Raw genomic sequence first — 17801 nt, 5'->3', positions numbered from 1 at the left:
ACGAGAACACTATTCAGCAGCAGGGCCAATAAGAGAACCGAGAGAAAGGCTAAAGGTGTAAGGTGGCCTTCCTTCCCCCCAAGACATGGAGGGATGAAAAATCCCCTGTGGCTCGCCAAACGACGTCACAGGGGATCCCACCTAAATCGCGGGGAACGTGTTAGCTTCCCCCACCTCCGCCAAGCAGCAGGAACAGAAGTAGGAAAAGGAACACAAACGCCATGACTAATATGAGCGTCATCGTATCCATACTATCCCTCCTTGATCATCCTTAGATCTTTGTCAAACCAGCAACAGGAACAGGAACAGGAACAGAACCGCAAACGCCATGACCAGTACGAGCACAGTCGGATCAAGTTGTCCTCTCTCGCGCACGTCACACCTCCTTATGTGATCAACATTCAACATCGGTTCGAGAGTATACAGGTAGTCCTTGACATTGTCAAGGGAAAAATTCCTTCATTTCCTTCATTCTCGAGGACTGTGGCCAAGGCTACCGCGGCTCACAAACGTTTGCCTCGGTCTTGGACATCTTCCCAGAAGTAGCTATAATGCCGCATGATGAAAAAAGCGCTTCTCGGGTGGACGCGAGAGGAGCTGAAGCAGGTGCTCCGAGCGCACGATCCGAAGCCATATCGCGCGCATCAACTCTTTGAGGCGCTCCACCGGCGGCGGATCGCAGACCTGCGGGCGGCAACCGATCTTCCGCTCTCCCTGCGGGAGAGTCTCGCGGCGGAATATGTCATTACGGATGTGGAGATCATCGATGTCTTCCAGGGGGGTGATGGGACGCGGCGCTACCTGTTGCGGCTAAGGGATGGCGTACGTATCGAATCGGTATGGCTCCCTGAGCCGTACGCTGACACGATCTGCCTCTCCACGCAAGCAGGCTGTCCCCTAGCCTGCCAGTTTTGCATGACGGCTCGCCTGGGATTGCAGCGGAACCTTGACGCTGGGGAGATCCTCGCCCAGGTCTGGCTCGTTCTCAACGACATTTATGGCCCTGAGGCGAAGCCGGAGCGAGGTGTCAATCTCGTCCTCATGGGGATGGGCGAACCCCTTTTGAATTACGAGAACGTGATGAAGGCGATTCGCCTCTTTTGCGATCCGAGAGGGATGGGCATTTCTCAGCGACGGATCACGCTCTCGACGGCTGGCGTCGCTCCTCGAATTCGTCAGCTCGCTGAGGAACCCATTCGGCCAGAGCTAGCGATCTCGCTTACGGCGACGACGAACGCGCTGCGGGATCAGCTCATGCCGATCAATCGGCGATGGCCGCTCGAGGAGCTTCTGGCTGTTTGTCGCGAGTATCCGCTTCGAAGGAATGAGTGGATCTCCTTCGAGTACGTGATGCTCGACGGGATCAACGATGGCGAAGAGGATGCGCGACGGCTCGTCCGGCTGCTGCGCGGGATTCGCGCGAAGGTGAATCTGATTCCGCACAATCCCGCTCCAGAGTTACCGTTCACCGCCTCGCCAGAGTCGCGCATTTTGCGTTTCCAACAGATCCTGCGTGCGGCGGGCATTCCGACATTCATTCGCCAACCGCGAGGTCGAGAGATCGCTGCTGCGTGCGGGCAACTTGCTGCCCGCCAGCAGGAGGACTTGGCACGGCTTCCGACTCTCTCGCAGCCGTTCCGTCCCATCCCGCAGGGTGACGACCGGCAGTTCCTGCAACAGCGGTAAGCTCGGGGGGCGAGTGCTCCGCCCCACCTCGCATGGATGACGCCCCCTTCAAAGGACTCCCCTAGGGTCGCGCTCGCGCAGCCTCAAGATGAGCTTTCCAAGGAGCCCCCCGAAATCTCCATTGGAGAGGATGACGACGACGTCGCCAGACAGGAGCATCTCATCCAGGGCATTTACGATCTCTTCCACCGAGGAGAAGGCATAAGCCGGACGCCCACGCTCTCGCAACGCGCGCGCAAGCTCTGATGGGGAAAGGCGCGCAGCCTCCGGGACAACTTCAGGTCGAAACACGGGGCCGATGATGGCGACATCTGCCACAAAAAGCGCTTCTTCGAAAGCCGGCTGCATGATGCGCAGGCGCGACGTTCGCGATCTCGGTTCGAAAACGGCAATGAGCCGCCGATCGGGATATCGCTGCCGCAGCGCCTGCAGGGTGACGCGCACGGCCGTCGGATGATGGGCGAAATCATCAATGAGCGTAATTCCCGCGATCTCCGCCTTAATCTCCATCCGGCGCCGGACGCTGCGAAAACTTGCCAGCGCGCTCGCGATCGCCTCTTGCTGGAGGCCGAGCGCCGTAGCAGCCGCAATCACGGCCAGACAATTCCGCACATTGAATTCGCCGACCAATGGGGTGAAGAACTCCCCGACGAAAGCCTCACGATGCCATACCTGGAACGTCGTCCCTCGTTCACTCATGCGAATTCTTTCGGCACGCCACTCAACCTCCGCGGTGAGGCCGAAGGAATGCACGGGGCACCATGCTCCAGCGACCACGTCGCGCACGACTGGCGAATCGAAATCGGCGATCACGCGCCCGCGCTGGGGGATGATATTGATCAAGCGCCGAAAGGCCGTCTTCACAGCGTCCAAGTCGGGATAAATGTCGGCGTGATCGAATTCGATGGCGTTCAAGATCACCGTGTCTGGCAAGTAATGCATGAACTTCGGCCCTTTATCGAAGAACGCGCTGTCATATTCGTCCCCCTCGACGACGAAGTACGCGCTCTCGTTCCATCGAAAATTCGTTCCAAAGTTCTCCGCGATCCCTCCGATCAGGAAACTCGGGCATTGCCCTCCTTGCTCGAGCGTCCATGCCATAAGTGAGGTCGTCGTCGTCTTACCATGCGTCCCCGCGATCACGACCGAATGCCGACCTCGGATGAACTCCTCCTTGAGGACCTCGGGCAGAGAGACATAATGCAATTTCGCATCGAGCGCATATTCGATCTCCGGATTTCCCCGCGAGAGGGCGTTCCCGATGACGACGCGATCCGGATGGGGCCGCAAGTTCTCTGGCCGATATCCTCGAGCGACCGAGATGCCCAAACGCTCGAGCAGTTCAGACATTGGGGGATAGACGTCGTGATCCGATCCCGTGACTCGATAACCTTTGGCCAGCAGGAGCCCGGCTAATCCGGCCATCGCCGTTCCGCCAATCCCAACGAGGTGATAATGTCGTCCCGACATAGGGCCCCAATGCTAATGGGCATCTCTCGATCCGTCAATTCGTATTCCCCGAACGTCCGTCTTCAACGCAGAGCGCCGCGGATAACGCGCGAAGCTTCCGCGTGCTCACGCCTCGCAAGATCAGCAACTCCTCCAGGCGACGGAATGGACCGTGCCGCTCGCGATAGCGGATGATCTCCTGAGCGAGGACAGGCCCAATACCGGGAACGGCCTCCAACTCTTTCTGCGTCGCTCGATTCACGTTCACCTTTCCCGGCGCGCACTGGCTTTCGATTAATGCCGAGCGCTGCGAGATCGCACGCTCTTCCCTCCAAGATCGAAAGCGCGATATGGCGAGCGCTAGAGCGAGCAGCAGGACGAGCGCGCTCCCCATCTTGAGCCCTCCCTCCACAAGCTCTCGCCATGAGCCCTCATCGAGGGATGTCTGGATTCCCGACATGCGCGCTCGAAGCTTCGCGGCCATGACGTTCCACGCATTCGCGATAGAGCGCCTCATATTCGCTCACCATCTCCTCGAAAGGCTTGATCGAATGGGAGGCATACCGGAGATCCGGCCATGCTTCGGATCGCGCGACGATCTTTCGAAGCGCGGCTGCCAAATCATGCGCATCTCCACGCTCGAAGAACCACCCGTTTCGTCCCGGTTCGATCATCCGCCCCATCTGTCCCACGCGTGCGCCGAGGACTGGGCGTCCGGCCGCGAGCGCCTCCAAGAGCACAAGCGGTCCCGTCTCCGGCCATCGCGAGGGGATGACGAGCACGTCTATTTGCGCGAGAACTTCACCCAACCGTTCCGGCGGAAACTCTCCGTGAAAGCGAATGCGCGGATCTCCATCCGCCAACTGCAAGACGCGATCGCGAAACGCCGCGTCCTCGAATCCACCGAAAAGCTCCAACGTCGCGCGCCCCCCCAGGTCGGCGAGACGAAAAGCGCGAACGAGCACATCAACGCCTTTGGTTCGCGTCATCCGCCCGATGTATCCGAAACGCCATCTCTCCTTCCGGGCCGACGCGGGCATGGCCCCAACGACCGGGACGATAGTTTGCTCGATCAAACGGAGACGATCTTGCGGGAATCCGATGGCGCGGAAGAGATCGAAGGAGAATGAACTCACGGCGACAAGCGCGTCCGCATGGCGAACGAGCGTTCGAAACCATTCGGGTCGCGCGCGCAGCGCTTCCACAGCATGCGTCCAGAGCGGCGGAAGGACACGGTGTCCCACTGCACTTCGCGCGATTCGAACCAGCCCCCGCGCCAGCGGTCGCGGCCAGAATCGGTTCTCGCCGAAGAGCCGACGATATGTCCGACTCTCGAAAATCAGACAGGCCACGCATTCGGAGGTCGGCACGCGCCAATCCCCCGCGCAAAGCCGGTCGTCCCAGGTCAGGAGCGTTGTCTTCCAACAGATGGGCCAATAGTCTGGAAGCGTCCATACGAGCGGTAATCCCGCTCGATGAGCGCTCTCGATGACGGAAGCTGAGAGGAACAATCCATGCAGCACGTGCACGAGATCGGGACGCTCTTCGCGCCACAATTGCGCGACGGCCTCGCCGATCGCTTCATCTCGATATGTGGCCCGAATCGGCGCTGTCTTTTTCTCCCCCTCCCCGGCGATGCGCCAAATGGGGATCTCCCCATATGTCTCGCGAAGGAAACGAAGCGGCCCTTCGAATCCAAGCGAGCGCGCTGCGCAGAGGAGGAGCACCCCGTGCCCACGCTCACGCAACGCGCGAGCCAGATGAGCGGTCAACGTTTCAACTCCCCCGATGCCCTCGGGGAAAAACCGATGAACGACGAGGGCGATCTTCATCCGCACGTCCGCAATGGTAGCATGCGCGCGCGATGGTCTCCCAGCTCCCCGAGCTCTCGGGGACCGTCTTTGACAAAGACTCGCGCGCCCACTAAACTGAGCATTTTTCGCGCGGGCGCGCTTTCGAGAAAGGGGAGAACGATGCGATCGCTCGTCGTTATTTGCGACCGCCAGGCAGCAGCCGAGGCTACGTTTCACGTAGAGTCCGCACTCTGCGTCGTTTGGTGGCCTCCCGAGTTCACGTTTACTTCGGATGGCTTCTCGCGAGCGATCTTCGAGCGTCTCTGGCAGAAGGCAATCAAGCGAAGGTCGTAGGGTGAGAGCGCGTATGTCGAGAGAAGGAAGGCGTGCGCTCCTGGTCATCGGATTGGGCCACTTCGTCAGTGATCTTCATACGAGCACGCTGTATCCGCTACTGCCGCTGATTGCGCGACGACTGAATCTGAGCGAGGCGGAGGTCTTCTGGCTTGCGCCATTGTTAAACCTCACGTCCTCGCTCCTGCAGCCCGTGTACGGATTCCTCGCCGACCGATACACGCGTCGCGCATTCGCCATCATTGGGCCGGCCATCGCGGGATCGTTCATCTCCCTGATCGGTGCAGCTCCTTCGTATGGATGGCTCGTGCTTTTCCTCATCCTGGGCGGGATGGGCAATGGTGCCTTCCATCCACAGGGGGCGGCGTTGGTCGCTCGCGCCAACGCACATCGGCGCCGCCTCGCCCTCTCGATATTTTCCTCCTCAGGGACGCTGGGGTTCGCTCTTGGCCCTGCGATCATCACGACGGTCGTAGCGGCGACGGACGTCACGCACACGTATCTCCTGATGCCGCTCGGATGGATGGTCGCCTTGCTCATCTACTGCTACGGACCACGAGAAGACTCGCACGTGGCTCCCTCAAATGGACACGAGATGCTTCGGCATCTCACGGCGAGATTGCGAGGGGTGTGGCGCCCGATGCTTTTCCTCTATCTGATCACCGTCTCGCGGTCGGCGACATATGTGATGACCAACAGCTACATCCCCTTCATTCTGACGCAGCGAGGGTATGGTCTGCGCGAGACGGGAGGGCTACTGACGGCATATTTGCTGGCCGGCGCGTGCGGGAGCTTCTTCGGAGGTGCCTTCGCCGAACGCTTCGGCGGCCGATGGCTCACCTTGGGCACTGGGATACTCGTTCCCCTCCTCCTGGCGACGGCTGCCCTGACGACGGGCCCCATGAGCGCGATCGCTCTCGTCGCCGGAGGCTTCGTCCTCATGTCCGTCTTCCCCGTGAATGTCGCGACGGCTCAAGAGCTGGCTTCCGGAGAGACCTCAACCGTCTCCGCGCTGATGATGGGCTTTGCGTGGGGTGTCGGCTCGATGGCTCCGGCGCTCTGTGAGCCGTTCACGCGCACGCTGGGATTCGAAGGCGTTCTCGCCACGATGGCGGTGTTCCCCCTGATGACGGCTTTCCTCGCTCTGTGGGTTCCCGAGGCGCGCGCGCCCGAGCTTCAGCTCCGCGTAGTGCGGCCACATCCAGCCAAGTGAAGCTCACATCCAGTACGCACGATCGAGGCTGCGATACTGAATGGCTTCCGAGACGTGATGCGATCGAATCCGTTCGCTCTCTTCGAGATCGGCGATCGTACGGCTCACCTTCAGAATGCGATCATAGGCGCGCGCCGAAAGCCCCAGGCGCGAGACGGCATGCTCCAAGAGGCGCTGCGCCGATTCCTCCAAACGACAGTACTTGCGAATCAGCCGAGGCGTCATCTGGGCGTTACAATAAATGCCGTCGGCCACATACCGGCGCAACTGAAGGGAGCGCGCGCGCACGACGCGCTCCCGGATTGCTAGAGAGTGCTCGCTCGGGGCATCCTCGGTGAGTTCCCGGAATCTCACCGCCGGGACCTCGACGTGAATGTCTATGCGATCCAATAATGGCCCGGAGATCTTCGAGACGTAGCGCTGGATCATCGCCGGGGTGCATGTACATTCGCGAACGCGCGACCCCCAATACCCGCACGGGCATGGGTTCATCGCGGCCACGAGCATGAACCGCGCGGGGAACGTCAGCGACATCGCCGCGCGCGAGATCGTCACCCGCCCGTCTTCGAGCGGCTGACGCAGTACCTCGAGCACATTTCGATCAAATTCGGGCAATTCGTCCAAGAAGAGGACGCCATTATGGGCGAGACTGACTTCGCCCGGACGTGGGATGACCCCGCCCCCGATCAACCCGGCATCACTGATCGTGTGATGTGGCGCGCGAAACGGACGCGTCACCACCAAACCGCGCTCTTCGGTCAATCCCGAGACGCTGTGAATCTTGGTGACCTCAATGGCCTCTTCGAAGGTGAGCGGAGGCAAGATGGTCGGGATGCGTTTGGCGAGCATCGTCTTGCCGCTGCCGGGCGGACCGATCATCAGGATGTTATGCCCCCCAGCACAAGCGACCTCGATGGCGCGCTTCGCCGCCAATTGTCCCTTCACCTCGCTGAAATCAACGGCATAGCGATTGATGTCGGTCGAGAACTCCTCGAGAGAGAGGCGCAGAGGAGTTGCCGATCGCTGTCCGATGAGGATCTGCACGACTTCGGGAAGCGCTCCCACGGGGAAGACGTCAACTCCCTCCACGACGGCTGCTTCGCGCGCGTTCTCCTGCGGCAGGAATATCCTTCGGATCCCCCACGCTCTCGCCGCTACGGCAATCGGCAGGGCGCCGCGAATGGGTCGGACTCGACCGTCCAAGGAAAGCTCTCCGACGAAGAGCGCATCCTCCAGGCTCACGCCCTCCAAGTATCCGTTCGCCCCGAGAATGCCCACCGCGATCGGCAGATCGAAGCTCGATCCCTCCTTCTTGATGTCCGCCGGCGCGAGATTCACCGTGACCCGATGGATGGGGAAGAAGAATCCGCAGTTTTGGATCGCCGCGCGAATCCGCTCGCGACTTTCTCGAACGGCGGCATCGGGCAAGCCCACCATGATGAAAGCCGCTCCGGCTTGATCTCCCGCTCGAGGCGAGAGATCCACCTCCACCTCCACAAGATACGCCTCAATACCGAGCGTCGCGGCGCTGAGGACCTTAAAGAGCATAGGGGACTTTTCGTTTCATTCTGGCGTTCAGCCAGTGGGTTAGGCGAAATAAAATCAGAACGGCTCTCGCCAAGCGCCCGAGAGATCGCTCGACGAGAGCCGTCCCGTGTCCTATCACGACGTCTGCGCGGCTGCGCGTGCCACCTGAACGCGAATGGACCTGAGCACGCACTTGCCGCCGGATTCGTCACACCGCGTGGTCACCCGATCACCGGGTTTCAAATCGCCCAGGGTGATCGGTTGACGCGCTTTCGTGACCCGGGCGTCCGGGGCGACCTCCAGCGTCATCTCCTTCCCCGTCCGCTGCTTGATCACAATCTGATTCTTGGCCGTGTCCACAGACACGACCTCGCCCGAATGGGTCCTGAGCGCCGGTCGCGCAGCCGTCTTCGGCGCCGTCGGTGCCTGACCCGCTTGCTGTTGCTGGGCGAAAAGATTCACCAGCGGAATAGCAAGGGAAAAAGCAATCGCCCAAACGATCCACCGCTTCATAGCTCCCTCCCTCCTCGCCTAGTGGTCTGCAGGAACTGGCGATTCCCATTATAGCGCAGCGCGCCGAGACGTCAAGAGCGATTCGCTTGGGGAAAAGGACCGACGTCTACGTGATCCGGATGACCACGTCCCCACGATCCCGAGACCGGAAATCCCGCTTTTGAGGACGCGCCGAGCCTCAACGTCGAGACGACGCCGCTCGCTCCGATTCGACCTGGAGCGAGTTCAGAAATTCCGCGTTCGTCTTCGTCTTCGCCAGGCGTTCCAACATGAGCTGCATGGCTTCGACCGGCGAGAGCGTAGCCAGGACACGGCGCAAGACAATGATGCGATTCAGATCCTGCGGCGGGATTAGCAGCTCCTCCCGCCGGGTCCCCGACCGATGGATGTCAATGGCCGGGAAGACGCGCTTATCCGCCAGCGCGCGGTCGAGATGGATCTCCATGTTGCCCGTCCCCTTGAATTCCTCGAAGATGACCTGATCCATGCGGGATCCGGTGTCAATGAGCGCGGTCGCGATGATCGTCAGGCTCCCGGCATCTTCGAGGTTGCGCGCGGCGCCGAAGAAGCGCTTGGGCTTCTCCATGGCGCTGGCGTCAATTCCGCCGGTCAACGTCCGACCGCTCCGCTCCACGATGGAGTTGTGCGCCCGCGCCAGGCGAGTGATCGAGTCCAGCAGAATGACCACGTCGTTGCCGTACTCGACGAGCCGCTTGGCCTTCTCCAAGACCATCTCCGCCACGCGCGCATGCCGCTCCGCGGGCTGATCGAACGTGGAGGCTACGATCTCGCCGTGTACCTTCCGCTCCCAGTCGGTGACTTCCTCCGGACGCTCATCAATCAAGAGGACGATGAGCTTCACCTCCGGATGATTGCGCGTGATCGAATTGGCAATCGTCTGCAGGAGCACCGTCTTCCCCGTCCGCGGCGGGGCGACGATTAATCCGCGCTGTCCCTTGCCGATCGGCGTCAGCAGATCCATCACCCGCGCCGAGAGATTGTCCGGCGTCGTCTCCAGGTGGAACCGCTCCTCCGGGAACAAGGGGACGAGCGTCTCAAACGGAGGCGTTTCCCGGCGCTTGTCCGGAGGTTCACCATTGATCGTCTCCACACGCACCAGCGCGAAATACCGCTCATCATCGTGCGGGGGACGACAGAGCCCGCACACGACATCGCCAGTGCGCATCTTGAAGCGGCGAATCTGCGATTGCGCGACGTAGATGTCGTCCGGGCTCGGAATGTACCCATTTTCGGGCGACAGCAGAAAGCCATGCCCTTCCGGCAAGACTTCCAGGACGCCCTCGATCAGGATGAGATCGTTTTTCGTCATAGTCGGCTGCGATGAGGCATCGGATCCGGAATGACCTCCCTCCCACATCTCCCCCATAGCCGTCATCCCAGGAAGGACTTGAGCTTGGAACTGATCGCCGGATGTCGAAGCTTCGCCAACGCTCGGGCCTCGATCTGACGGACGCGTTCGCGGGTGACCCCCAAGTGCTTGCCAATCTCCTCAAGCGTATATTCCTCCCCCTGCGGATTCAGGCCGAACCGCATCCGAATAATCGTCTGCTCGCGGGGAGTAAGGACCTGGAGCGATTCCTCCGTCACACGCTTGAGATTGTTCTGAATCGCCAGCTCAATAGGATTATTGGAGCTTTTGTCCGGGATCAAATGGCCGAGCCGGACCTCCTCGTTCTCGAACATGGGCGTCTCCAGTGAGACCGGTCCCTGCGCGGCTTCCATGAGTTGCCGCAGCTTCTCGGTCGTGATCCCCACCTTCCGCGCGATCTCGGCTGGTGTCGGCTCGCGCCCGAGCTTCTCCCCAAGTTCCCGCGTCACCTGTCGGACGCGCTCCAACGTGTCCGTCACATGCACGGGCAACCGAATCGTCCGCGCCTTGTCCGAGATCGCCCGCCGAATCGCCTGCCGAATCCACCACACGGCATAGGTCGAGAACTTATATCCTCGCCGATAGTCGAACTTCTCGACGGCCTTCATCAGGCCGATGTTCCCCTCCTGAATGAGGTCCAGCAATGGCAATCCCAAGTGCGCATACCGCTTAGCGAAGGCGATCACCAGACGAAGATTCGCTTCCGTCAACTCCTTTCGCGCTTGCTCGGACTGCTGTTCGCCCCGTGTGATCTGCTCCAGCGTCCGTGCCGGGTCTTGCAAAGCCACGCCATATTTCTCCTCCAGCTCTCGCACCCGCCGTCGGGCCGCTCGCACGCGCGCGCGCAACTCGCGGTTGTCCTTACGCCGGCTCCGTGCCAGAGCGCTCTCGGCCTGTTGTAGCTCCTCCCGAGCTCGCCGCAACTCCTCATTGGCCTCTCGAATTTTGCCAATCAACCGCTCGCGCACCGAAGGCGTGAGATCCAATTCCCGCATCTTGCGCGCGAGCAAAATCCGCGTCTCCTGAAACTGCCGCAAGAGCCGTCGCCGCCGCGCTCCCTCTTGACGCAACGCGCGCAACCGCTCGGCCTGCGTCTGGCAGCGTCGATAGAGCTTCTTCGCCTCATCCAGGATTTGGAACACGCGCGCCTTCAACTGACGCAACCGCTCTTCGGACGACGCCTCCGCCTCCGTGTCCACAAATTCCTCCAACTCGATCTCCCCCTTGCGAAGCCGATCGCCTAGCGCCAGCAGCTCCATGACGGCGATCGGCGAGCGGGAGAGCGCCTTCCGGACCAAGCGCTGCCCGCGCTCAATGCGCTTGGCCAGTATGACCTCCCCCTCCTGTGTCAACAGCGGCGTCGAAGCGATCTCCCGGAAATAGGTCCGGATGGCATCAACCGCCTCGACCTCTTCGACCTCTCCTTCCCCAGCGATCTCCTCTTCTAAGACCTCCCCCTCAGAGAATCCCTCCAATCCCTCTTCGAACTCTCCCTCCGGATAAGCAAAGTCCAAGAGGTCCTCGCGGGCGAATCCGCCTTCCAAGGACGAGGGATCCTCCTCCATGAGGAGCGCATCATCCATGGAGTCCAGCAAGATGTCCTCCTTCGTCATCGTCCTCACACTTAGTGGATGTTAGGTCGTCTCCATGCGTTGCTCTTACGACGAAGCGACCAAGCCTCGTTCTGCATCGAGGGCTTCAGCTCCCTGCCGCTACACGCTTGAGCCCTGAAGCACCCGCCCAGCGACACGCGCTCACTCCGCACCCTATGCCACCACACCCATCGGGTGTCAAAAACTCCCACCCTCTCAACAGAACCATCTAAGTGTATGGAAGATCGGTACCGTTTGTCAAGAAGAAAAACGTCCCCCTCCACGCGGGAGGGGGACCCGAGCTTCAGTTCGCCGCCCCGGCTGTTTTGGGAGCCTCAAGCACCTTTACTTGCACCTTCTTCACCTTCAGGGCCGCCGGAGCCGGCATCACCAGTTCGAGGACGCCATTGTGGTAAGTCGCCTCGATCTGGTCCGTATTCACGCCCTCCGGCAGCGGGATCACTCGCTCGAAGCTCCCATAGGCGATCTCCCGACGGAGGAAGTTGGCTTCCTCGACCTTCCGATCGAAGGTCTTCTGACCGCGAATCACTAGCTGCTGACCCGTGACGCTGATGTCCAAGTCCTTCGGATCTACTCCCGGCACTTCCATCCGTAGATGCAATTTCCCCTCGTCCACAAAGGCCTCGACCGGAATCCAAGCCTTTGAGAGTCGAGGAAGCCACTCCTCCTCGGACCGAGACGTAACCCAGTCTTCGAAATCCCGGGTCAACTCGCGAAACACTCGGCGAAACATATTGTCAACATCCTGATAGAGATTGAAGAACTCATCGAGAGGTCGCCATCTCACCAACATAGCTCACCTCCCAGTGTTAGTTTTGCACTCAATTTTTCTGATATGAATATAGTCAGATTTTCTTAGCTTGTCAATAGCACTATTTAGGGATCGGCTCAAAAGCGAGCGACTTCACTTCAAGAGCTTCACCCGCAAAAGGGAATATCCACCCCTCTCTCCAATCAACTCGGTCTTAAATTGAGGATGCTCACGTAGTTGTCCTACATGGGGTCGTCTGGCCACCACAAGCACCGAACCGAGACGACGCAACACTTCCACTAACTCATTCGGGGAGAAGAGGATCTGAACTCTCCCGCGTCCATCGTAAATCGAACGCGCGTTAGTATAGAAGGTCAGGCTATGATGAAACCAACCGTACCCAACGAGTTGTTCCCCTGGTCGAAACTTCCGGAGCGCTATTTCAGCCAGATCTCGGAACGACTCTTTCCTTTCGATCAACGGTTGGAATGTGGTGAGCACACTAGGCACGCTCGCCACACACATGAGCAGCACAAAGACGAGGAGCATTCTATAGCGCGCGGTGAGCCAGAGCCCGAGGCCGAGCAGCGCTCCTCCTACTCCTCCCCAAAAGAGCACATGTTTCAGGGGACTGAACGCTTCTAGCTCCTTCTCAGCATAAAAAAGCGCCAGCGTGGTGATCGCCGACATGACAAGAGGCAACGTCAGCATCGCGATCCGTATCGAGCGATCGGCTCCCACGCTCCAAAGGAAGAGCATCTCACGAGCTATCAAGAACGCCGCCGCTGGGAAAATAGGGAGCACATAGCCAGGAAGTTTCGATTGCGAGAAGGAGAAGAAGAGTAGAGGCCAGACCATCCAAAGTACTGCGAACATCAGGAAGCGCTCGAGAGCCTGATCCCTAGTAGATTGGGGGTTCCATTCTCGATCCCGTCTGCGGCGCTCGGTGAAAAACCGTACGAAGGCCGAGATCAGAAGTGGGGTCCATGGAAAGGAACCGACAAGGAGGACCGGGAGGTAGTAATAGATAGGCCCGGGATGCCGAAATCGTTCGGTCATGTAGCGCTCGATGTGGTGTTGGATGAAAAACTCGTCCACAAACGCCCATCCATGCCGAACGAGCATAGGTCCATACCAACTCGCGCACACAAGCAGCAGGACGAGGCCACCCCATGCGAGTTCGAGCTTGCTCAGCACCACCGCGCGTCGGCAAAGGAGGAGATAGCTGCCCGCGATCACGATAGGGAAGAAGATTCCGATGAGCCCTTTCGCCAAGACGGCTAGCCCGAAGCAAAAACAGGCGCTAGTGAAGAGCCAGAATCGTTTGCGCGGGGCGACCTCCTCGAGCGCGAGGAACAACAGGCCGAGACCGGCGGCGAGCGTTGCCGAAAGCGGCATATCCGTCGTCGCGCCTCGGGCGAAGCCGAAGGACATGGGATTCACGATGAAACAGCAGGCCGCGAGGACCCCATAGAGGGCGGAGTGCACGCGTCGTCCCACGCCATAGATGAGGAAAGCCAAGAGTGTCGCCAGAAGAGCTGAAGGGAATCGGGCGGCAAATTCGCTCACGCCGAAGATATGCATGCTGATCGCCATCAGCCAATACGCGAGAGCGGGCTTCTCCAACCATGGTTGTCCACCGATCGTCGGCGTGATGGGGTCCTGGCGAGCGAGCATCTCGCGAGCGACCTGGGCATAGCGCGGTTCATCGGGGCCAATGAGCGCCATCGCCCCTAATCGGTAGAAGAAGAAGAGCGCACACAAGCCAGCGAGCAGAAGTACGAAGCTTCCTTCTCTCTTCCACCTGCGCCCGTCCACCGAAGAGATTATGAAAAGAACACTCCCTCACGGGCAAGCGAGCTGGAGGAGTGGAAAACCGTAGCTTGCTTCCCTTCCTCTCGCTCCCGTACACTTGAGCACGCGATGCTGCGAGTAGCTGTCGTTGGCGTCGGGCGCATTGGGAAAGAACACGCGCGAATTTATGCTTCGCTTCCGGAAGCGATACTAGTCGGGGTTTGCGACATTGACCGTGTGCGAGGCGAAGCGATCGCGACTCAATATGCGGTCCCCTACTATGCTGATTATCGCGGACTGATCGGCCGGGTGGATGCTGTGAGCGTTGCCGTCCCCACCGAGAGCCACGCCGAGATCGCGTGCGAATTCTTGGAAAATGGCGTGGCCGTCCTTGTGGAAAAACCGATGGCGCGCACGCTGGAGGAAGCCGAGCGCATGATCCGCTCAGCACGTGCGACAGGAGCGCTCCTGCAGGTCGGACACCTGGAGCGATTCAATCCAGCTGTTAGCGCTCTATCAACACTCATCTCCGAGCCGAAGTTTTTCGAGGTGCATCGTCTGGGCGAGTTCACCGAACGCAGCCTAGATATTGACGTCGTCCTCGACCTGATGATCCACGACTTGGACATCTTGCTCTCCCTTGTGAATGCCGAGGTTCGCGCGGTGCACGCTGTTGGGGTTCCGATCCTCACTGATCGCGTGGACATCGCCAATGCTCGCCTGGAGTTCACCAATGGCTGCGTCGCCAATGTGACAGCGAGTCGGATCTCGCGGGAGAAGGTCCGAAAGCTGCGCGTCTTTCAGCCAAATGCCTACATCTCGCTCGACTATACGCGTCAAGAGCTAGAGGTTTATCGTCTGGTGGCCTCGGCTGACTCGAGCGGGCGCCCGCGCATTCTGAGCGAGCGCGTCGCAGTATCGAGGGACGAGCCGTTGCGAGCACAGCTTGAGGCTTTCTTGAAGTGCGTGCGGGAAGGGAGGCCGCCGCTGGTCGGAGGAGAAGACGGCTATCGGGCGCTCGCTCTGGCCTTGCGTATTCTCGCCGCCATTCGGGAACATGGACGTCGCGCGGGAATCGGTTGATTCGCCGCTGGCTCGCGGGGTATCATTGTGTGTGCTTCGCTCAAGATGAGGGGAGAAAGGCCAAGACGGACGCGCAAGTCGTGAGCGCGATGGAGGATTGCTTCGCGCCGGCACGGAGAGGAATGGATGGAACGCTTCTCCTTCCAAACGGCGCTCGCTCTTGAAGGGCGACCTCGCCTAACCAAAGAGGCGCGCTTGGGGGCTCTCGTCTCACTGGCATTCCATCTGGGACTGCTGGTGACGGTCGTCCTCTTTTCGACGACGCCCGTATCGCTCCCTTCGGAAGAGATAGAGGGAGGATTAGCGGGGATTGGATATCCACGCCCGGAGATCATCGAGTTGGACAAGCCGTTTTATGCGCCGCCGCCTGAGGTGATTCGCCAACTGGCGGGGATCGAAGCCTTGCGTCCTCCACGACGTCCCGAGTTCCTCTCCGAACGCACGACGGTTGCGCGCGGGGAGCCGAACCCGAACCCAACGGGTTCCTCTTCCCTGCCGAAGGTGAGCGGTCGTGGTCGCGCGCTGCCGGAATTGATCGAAGACCGACAACGGACGATTCGCGCGACGCCGGGCACCTCTTCGAAAGAAGCGTTGGCGGATCCGCGCTTGGCGCCCACGTTGCCCGCACCAGGAGCTCGAGGAGAAGCCTTGGATCGCCGTAATACTTCTATCCCCGAATCGGTCCTCGCCGCGATTCGCGGGAGCAGTGCACCTCCTGCGTCCGAGACCTTCAGCAATCCACAGTCGGGCGTGACGTTGGAGGGGCCGCCCTCTGTAGATGCGCAAGCTGTCGCGGCGATGGAGGAGTATCGCGCCTATCTGGAGCGCGCGATTCAGCAACGTTGGTTCATCCCTCCGGAGGCGAATTTGTTGTCAGCGCCGGCCACGGTGATCGTCGTCTTCGAGGTCGGACGAGATGGACGACTCCTGCAGTTACGGCTGCGGCAATCCTCGGGTATATCGGCCTTGGACCGTGCGGCTATCAACGCCGTGCGTCTGGCAGCTCCGTTTCGCCCGCTGCCGAGCGTTTACACGTTCGAGAGCCAATGGTTCACAGACAAGTTCATCTACTATCCACCCCGATGAATGGCTCGTTGGCGATTCGAGCGCCCCTTTGGTTCGCGCCTGAGAACCCTCTCTCTGGGGCTGCCAGGCACGATCAGATGTGGGGCGCGAACCGGCGGGTGTTGAGCCGGCTCTTGAGTGGAGGAACGAAGACCCAAGGGAGGTCGGCCATGACGCAAGGACAGCGGTGGGGGGCGTTGCTGTTGCTCAGCGCGCTGTTACTGCTTGGGCTCCTTCGGGGAATGTGATCATGACTGTGCCGCGCCCGATTCTGGCCGTCGTGGGACCGACGGCTTCGGGAAAGAGTGAGTTAGGGATCGTCCTGGCTGAGACCTTCGATGGGGAGATCATCAACTGCGATTCCGTGCAGCTTTATCGTGGGCTTTATATCGGCACAGCGAAGGTCCCTCCGGAGAAGCGACGCGGTATCACGCATCATCTCATTGATGTCCTGGAGCCCACGGAGCACTTCACAGCCGGCGAATATGCGCGTCGAGCGCTCTCGGTCATCGCGGAGATCGAAGCACGTGGGAAGCTGGCGATCCTCGTCGGTGGGACGGGATTTTATATCCGAGCATTACGGCAACCGCTCTTTCCCTCTCCGCCAACGGACCTCGCGCTGCGGGAGCGGCTCAAGCGCATTCTCGAACGGCGGGGACCAGAGCATTTGCATCGGATGCTCGAGCGCGTGGATCGGGAAGCGGCCGCGCGCATCCGTCCGCGCGATTGGTCGCGCACGACGCGCGCGCTGGAATATTTCTTTCAAACGGGGCGGCGCATCTCCGACGCGCAGCGCGAACGACCGGCTCCGCCTCCGCTCGCCCATCGGCTGTATTTGATCGCGCTGGATCCCCCCCGAGAGGAACTCTATCGCCGGATCAATCGACGTGCCGAGGAGATGTTCGCCCGCGGATGGATTGAAGAGGTTCAGGCCTTGCTTCGCTCGGGCGTCCCGGAGACGGCCAAAGCCCTTCAAGCGCACGGGTATCGGCGGATCGTACAATATCTGCGCGGCGAGATTTCGCTGGAGCGCGCCATTGAGCTGACGCAGCGCGACGTCCGCCATTATGCGAAGCGACAGCTCACGTGGTTCCGCCGCGAACCGAACCTCACGTGGTTCTGTGGCTTCGGCGATGATCCCAACATTCAACGCGCGGTCATCCAGATGATCTGCGCTCGGTGGGGCCTCCCCGTGCGGGAGGAAGCTCTCGCCAAGGAGGGATCCTCGCGCGCGGGGAACTAAGGGTCCTGGCGCCCGAACACGCGGGGCTTCATCCAAGCGGGGCTTCATCTTTGACAAGGAGGGCGACCTTTGGAACAGCTTGAACAAGCGACGCAAGACGCTTTTTTGAACGCCTTGCGCCGAGATCACGTCCCGGTCACCGTGTATCTGGTGAGCGGCATTCGATTGATCGGTCGGATCAAGGGCTTCGACAAATATTCGATCCTTTTGGATGCCGGGCACCAGGAGATGCTCATCTTCAAACACGCCATCTCCACGATCACGCGACCGAAAAGCGAATTGGATGCCGGGTCTCCGGGAATGCGCGCGCCGGCCTCGGAGTGAGCC

At 60.4% G+C, this 17801-nt stretch carries 15 protein-coding genes; 6 read left to right on the top strand and 9 right to left on the bottom strand.

Going from position 1 to position 17801, the window contains the following annotated elements; genetic code table 11:
* The first annotated feature begins 561 nt into the window (after positions 1–561).
* Complete coding sequence (gene rlmN / locus NZ746_09110) at positions 562–1686, top strand: 23S rRNA (adenine(2503)-C(2))-methyltransferase RlmN (GenBank protein ID MCS6817527.1); 1125 nt, start codon at positions 562–564, stop codon at positions 1684–1686.
* Positions 1687–1734: 48 nt separating this feature from the next.
* Here rlmN and mpl read toward each other — a convergent pair whose 3' ends face one another.
* From mpl to NZ746_09095, 3 genes are read right to left on the bottom strand one after another with little or no spacing between them, the layout of a single operon-like run.
* The gene (gene mpl / locus NZ746_09105; GenBank protein ID MCS6817526.1) at positions 1735–3156 is read right to left on the bottom strand and encodes a UDP-N-acetylmuramate:L-alanyl-gamma-D-glutamyl-meso-diaminopimelate ligase; all 1422 of its coding nucleotides are present in this window, start codon (positions 3154–3156) and stop codon (positions 1735–1737) included.
* Positions 3157–3190: 34 nt separating this feature from the next.
* The gene (locus NZ746_09100) at positions 3191–3529 is read right to left on the bottom strand and encodes a helix-hairpin-helix domain-containing protein (GenBank protein ID MCS6817525.1); all 339 of its coding nucleotides are present in this window, start codon (positions 3527–3529) and stop codon (positions 3191–3193) included.
* A gap of 37 nt (positions 3530–3566) precedes the next feature.
* The gene (locus NZ746_09095; protein ID MCS6817524.1) at positions 3567–4967 is read right to left on the bottom strand and encodes a glycosyltransferase family 4 protein; all 1401 of its coding nucleotides are present in this window, start codon (positions 4965–4967) and stop codon (positions 3567–3569) included.
* 328 nt (positions 4968–5295) lie between these two features.
* Between NZ746_09095 and NZ746_09090 the strand changes: the two genes are divergently transcribed.
* Positions 5296–6495 (top strand): MFS transporter, encoded by a 1200-nt coding sequence (locus NZ746_09090; protein MCS6817523.1) that lies wholly within the window; start codon positions 5296–5298, stop codon positions 6493–6495.
* Positions 6496–6498: 3 nt separating this feature from the next.
* On the opposite strand, the gene NZ746_09085 is transcribed toward NZ746_09090, so the two are convergent.
* The 6 genes from NZ746_09085 to NZ746_09060 form a co-directional block, all read right to left on the bottom strand.
* Positions 6499–8043: a YifB family Mg chelatase-like AAA ATPase gene (locus NZ746_09085; protein MCS6817522.1), complete on the bottom strand. Its 1545-nt coding sequence runs from the start codon at positions 8041–8043 to the stop codon at positions 6499–6501.
* A 114-nt stretch (positions 8044–8157) separates the two neighbouring features.
* Positions 8158–8535, bottom strand: coding sequence for a hypothetical protein (locus NZ746_09080; protein ID MCS6817521.1), 378 nt, complete (start codon positions 8533–8535; stop codon positions 8158–8160).
* Positions 8536–8713: 178 nt separating this feature from the next.
* Positions 8714–9865: a transcription termination factor Rho gene (gene rho / locus NZ746_09075; protein ID MCS6817520.1), complete on the bottom strand. Its 1152-nt coding sequence runs from the start codon at positions 9863–9865 to the stop codon at positions 8714–8716.
* Between the two features lie 62 nt (positions 9866–9927).
* A complete protein-coding gene (locus NZ746_09070; protein ID MCS6817519.1) occupies positions 9928–11538 on the bottom strand; it encodes a sigma-70 family RNA polymerase sigma factor in 1611 nt (536 codons plus the stop codon).
* 283 nt (positions 11539–11821) lie between these two features.
* A complete protein-coding gene (locus NZ746_09065; GenBank protein ID MCS6817518.1) occupies positions 11822–12331 on the bottom strand; it encodes an Hsp20 family protein in 510 nt (169 codons plus the stop codon).
* 111 nt (positions 12332–12442) lie between these two features.
* Positions 12443–14107, bottom strand: coding sequence for a glycosyltransferase family 39 protein (locus NZ746_09060; protein ID MCS6817517.1), 1665 nt, complete (start codon positions 14105–14107; stop codon positions 12443–12445).
* A gap of 105 nt (positions 14108–14212) precedes the next feature.
* Between NZ746_09060 and NZ746_09055 the strand changes: the two genes are divergently transcribed.
* The 4 genes from NZ746_09055 to hfq all read left to right on the top strand — a co-directional run bounded on the left by NZ746_09055 (position 14213) and on the right by hfq (position 17798).
* Positions 14213–15166 carry a Gfo/Idh/MocA family oxidoreductase gene (locus tag NZ746_09055; protein ID MCS6817516.1) on the top strand — a complete coding sequence of 318 codons (954 nt, stop codon included), beginning with the start codon at positions 14213–14215 and terminating at the stop codon, positions 15164–15166.
* Between the two features lie 126 nt (positions 15167–15292).
* Positions 15293–16252 (top strand): TonB family protein, encoded by a 960-nt coding sequence (locus NZ746_09050; protein ID MCS6817515.1) that lies wholly within the window; start codon positions 15293–15295, stop codon positions 16250–16252.
* Between the two features lie 229 nt (positions 16253–16481).
* On the top strand, positions 16482–17474 hold the full coding sequence (miaA, locus tag NZ746_09045; GenBank protein ID MCS6817514.1) for a tRNA (adenosine(37)-N6)-dimethylallyltransferase MiaA: 993 nt from the start codon (positions 16482–16484) through the stop codon (positions 17472–17474).
* A gap of 69 nt (positions 17475–17543) precedes the next feature.
* On the top strand, positions 17544–17798 hold the full coding sequence (hfq, locus tag NZ746_09040) for an RNA chaperone Hfq (GenBank protein MCS6817513.1): 255 nt from the start codon (positions 17544–17546) through the stop codon (positions 17796–17798).
* Positions 17799–17801 lie beyond the last annotated feature (3 nt).

Source organism: Blastocatellia bacterium, from assembly GCA_025055075.1.
In the GTDB taxonomy this organism is placed as follows: Bacteria; Acidobacteriota; Blastocatellia; order HR10; family HR10; genus HR10.
Note: the sequence above shows the minus strand (reverse complement) of the source record. Positions and strands in the feature narration are given on the sequence as shown.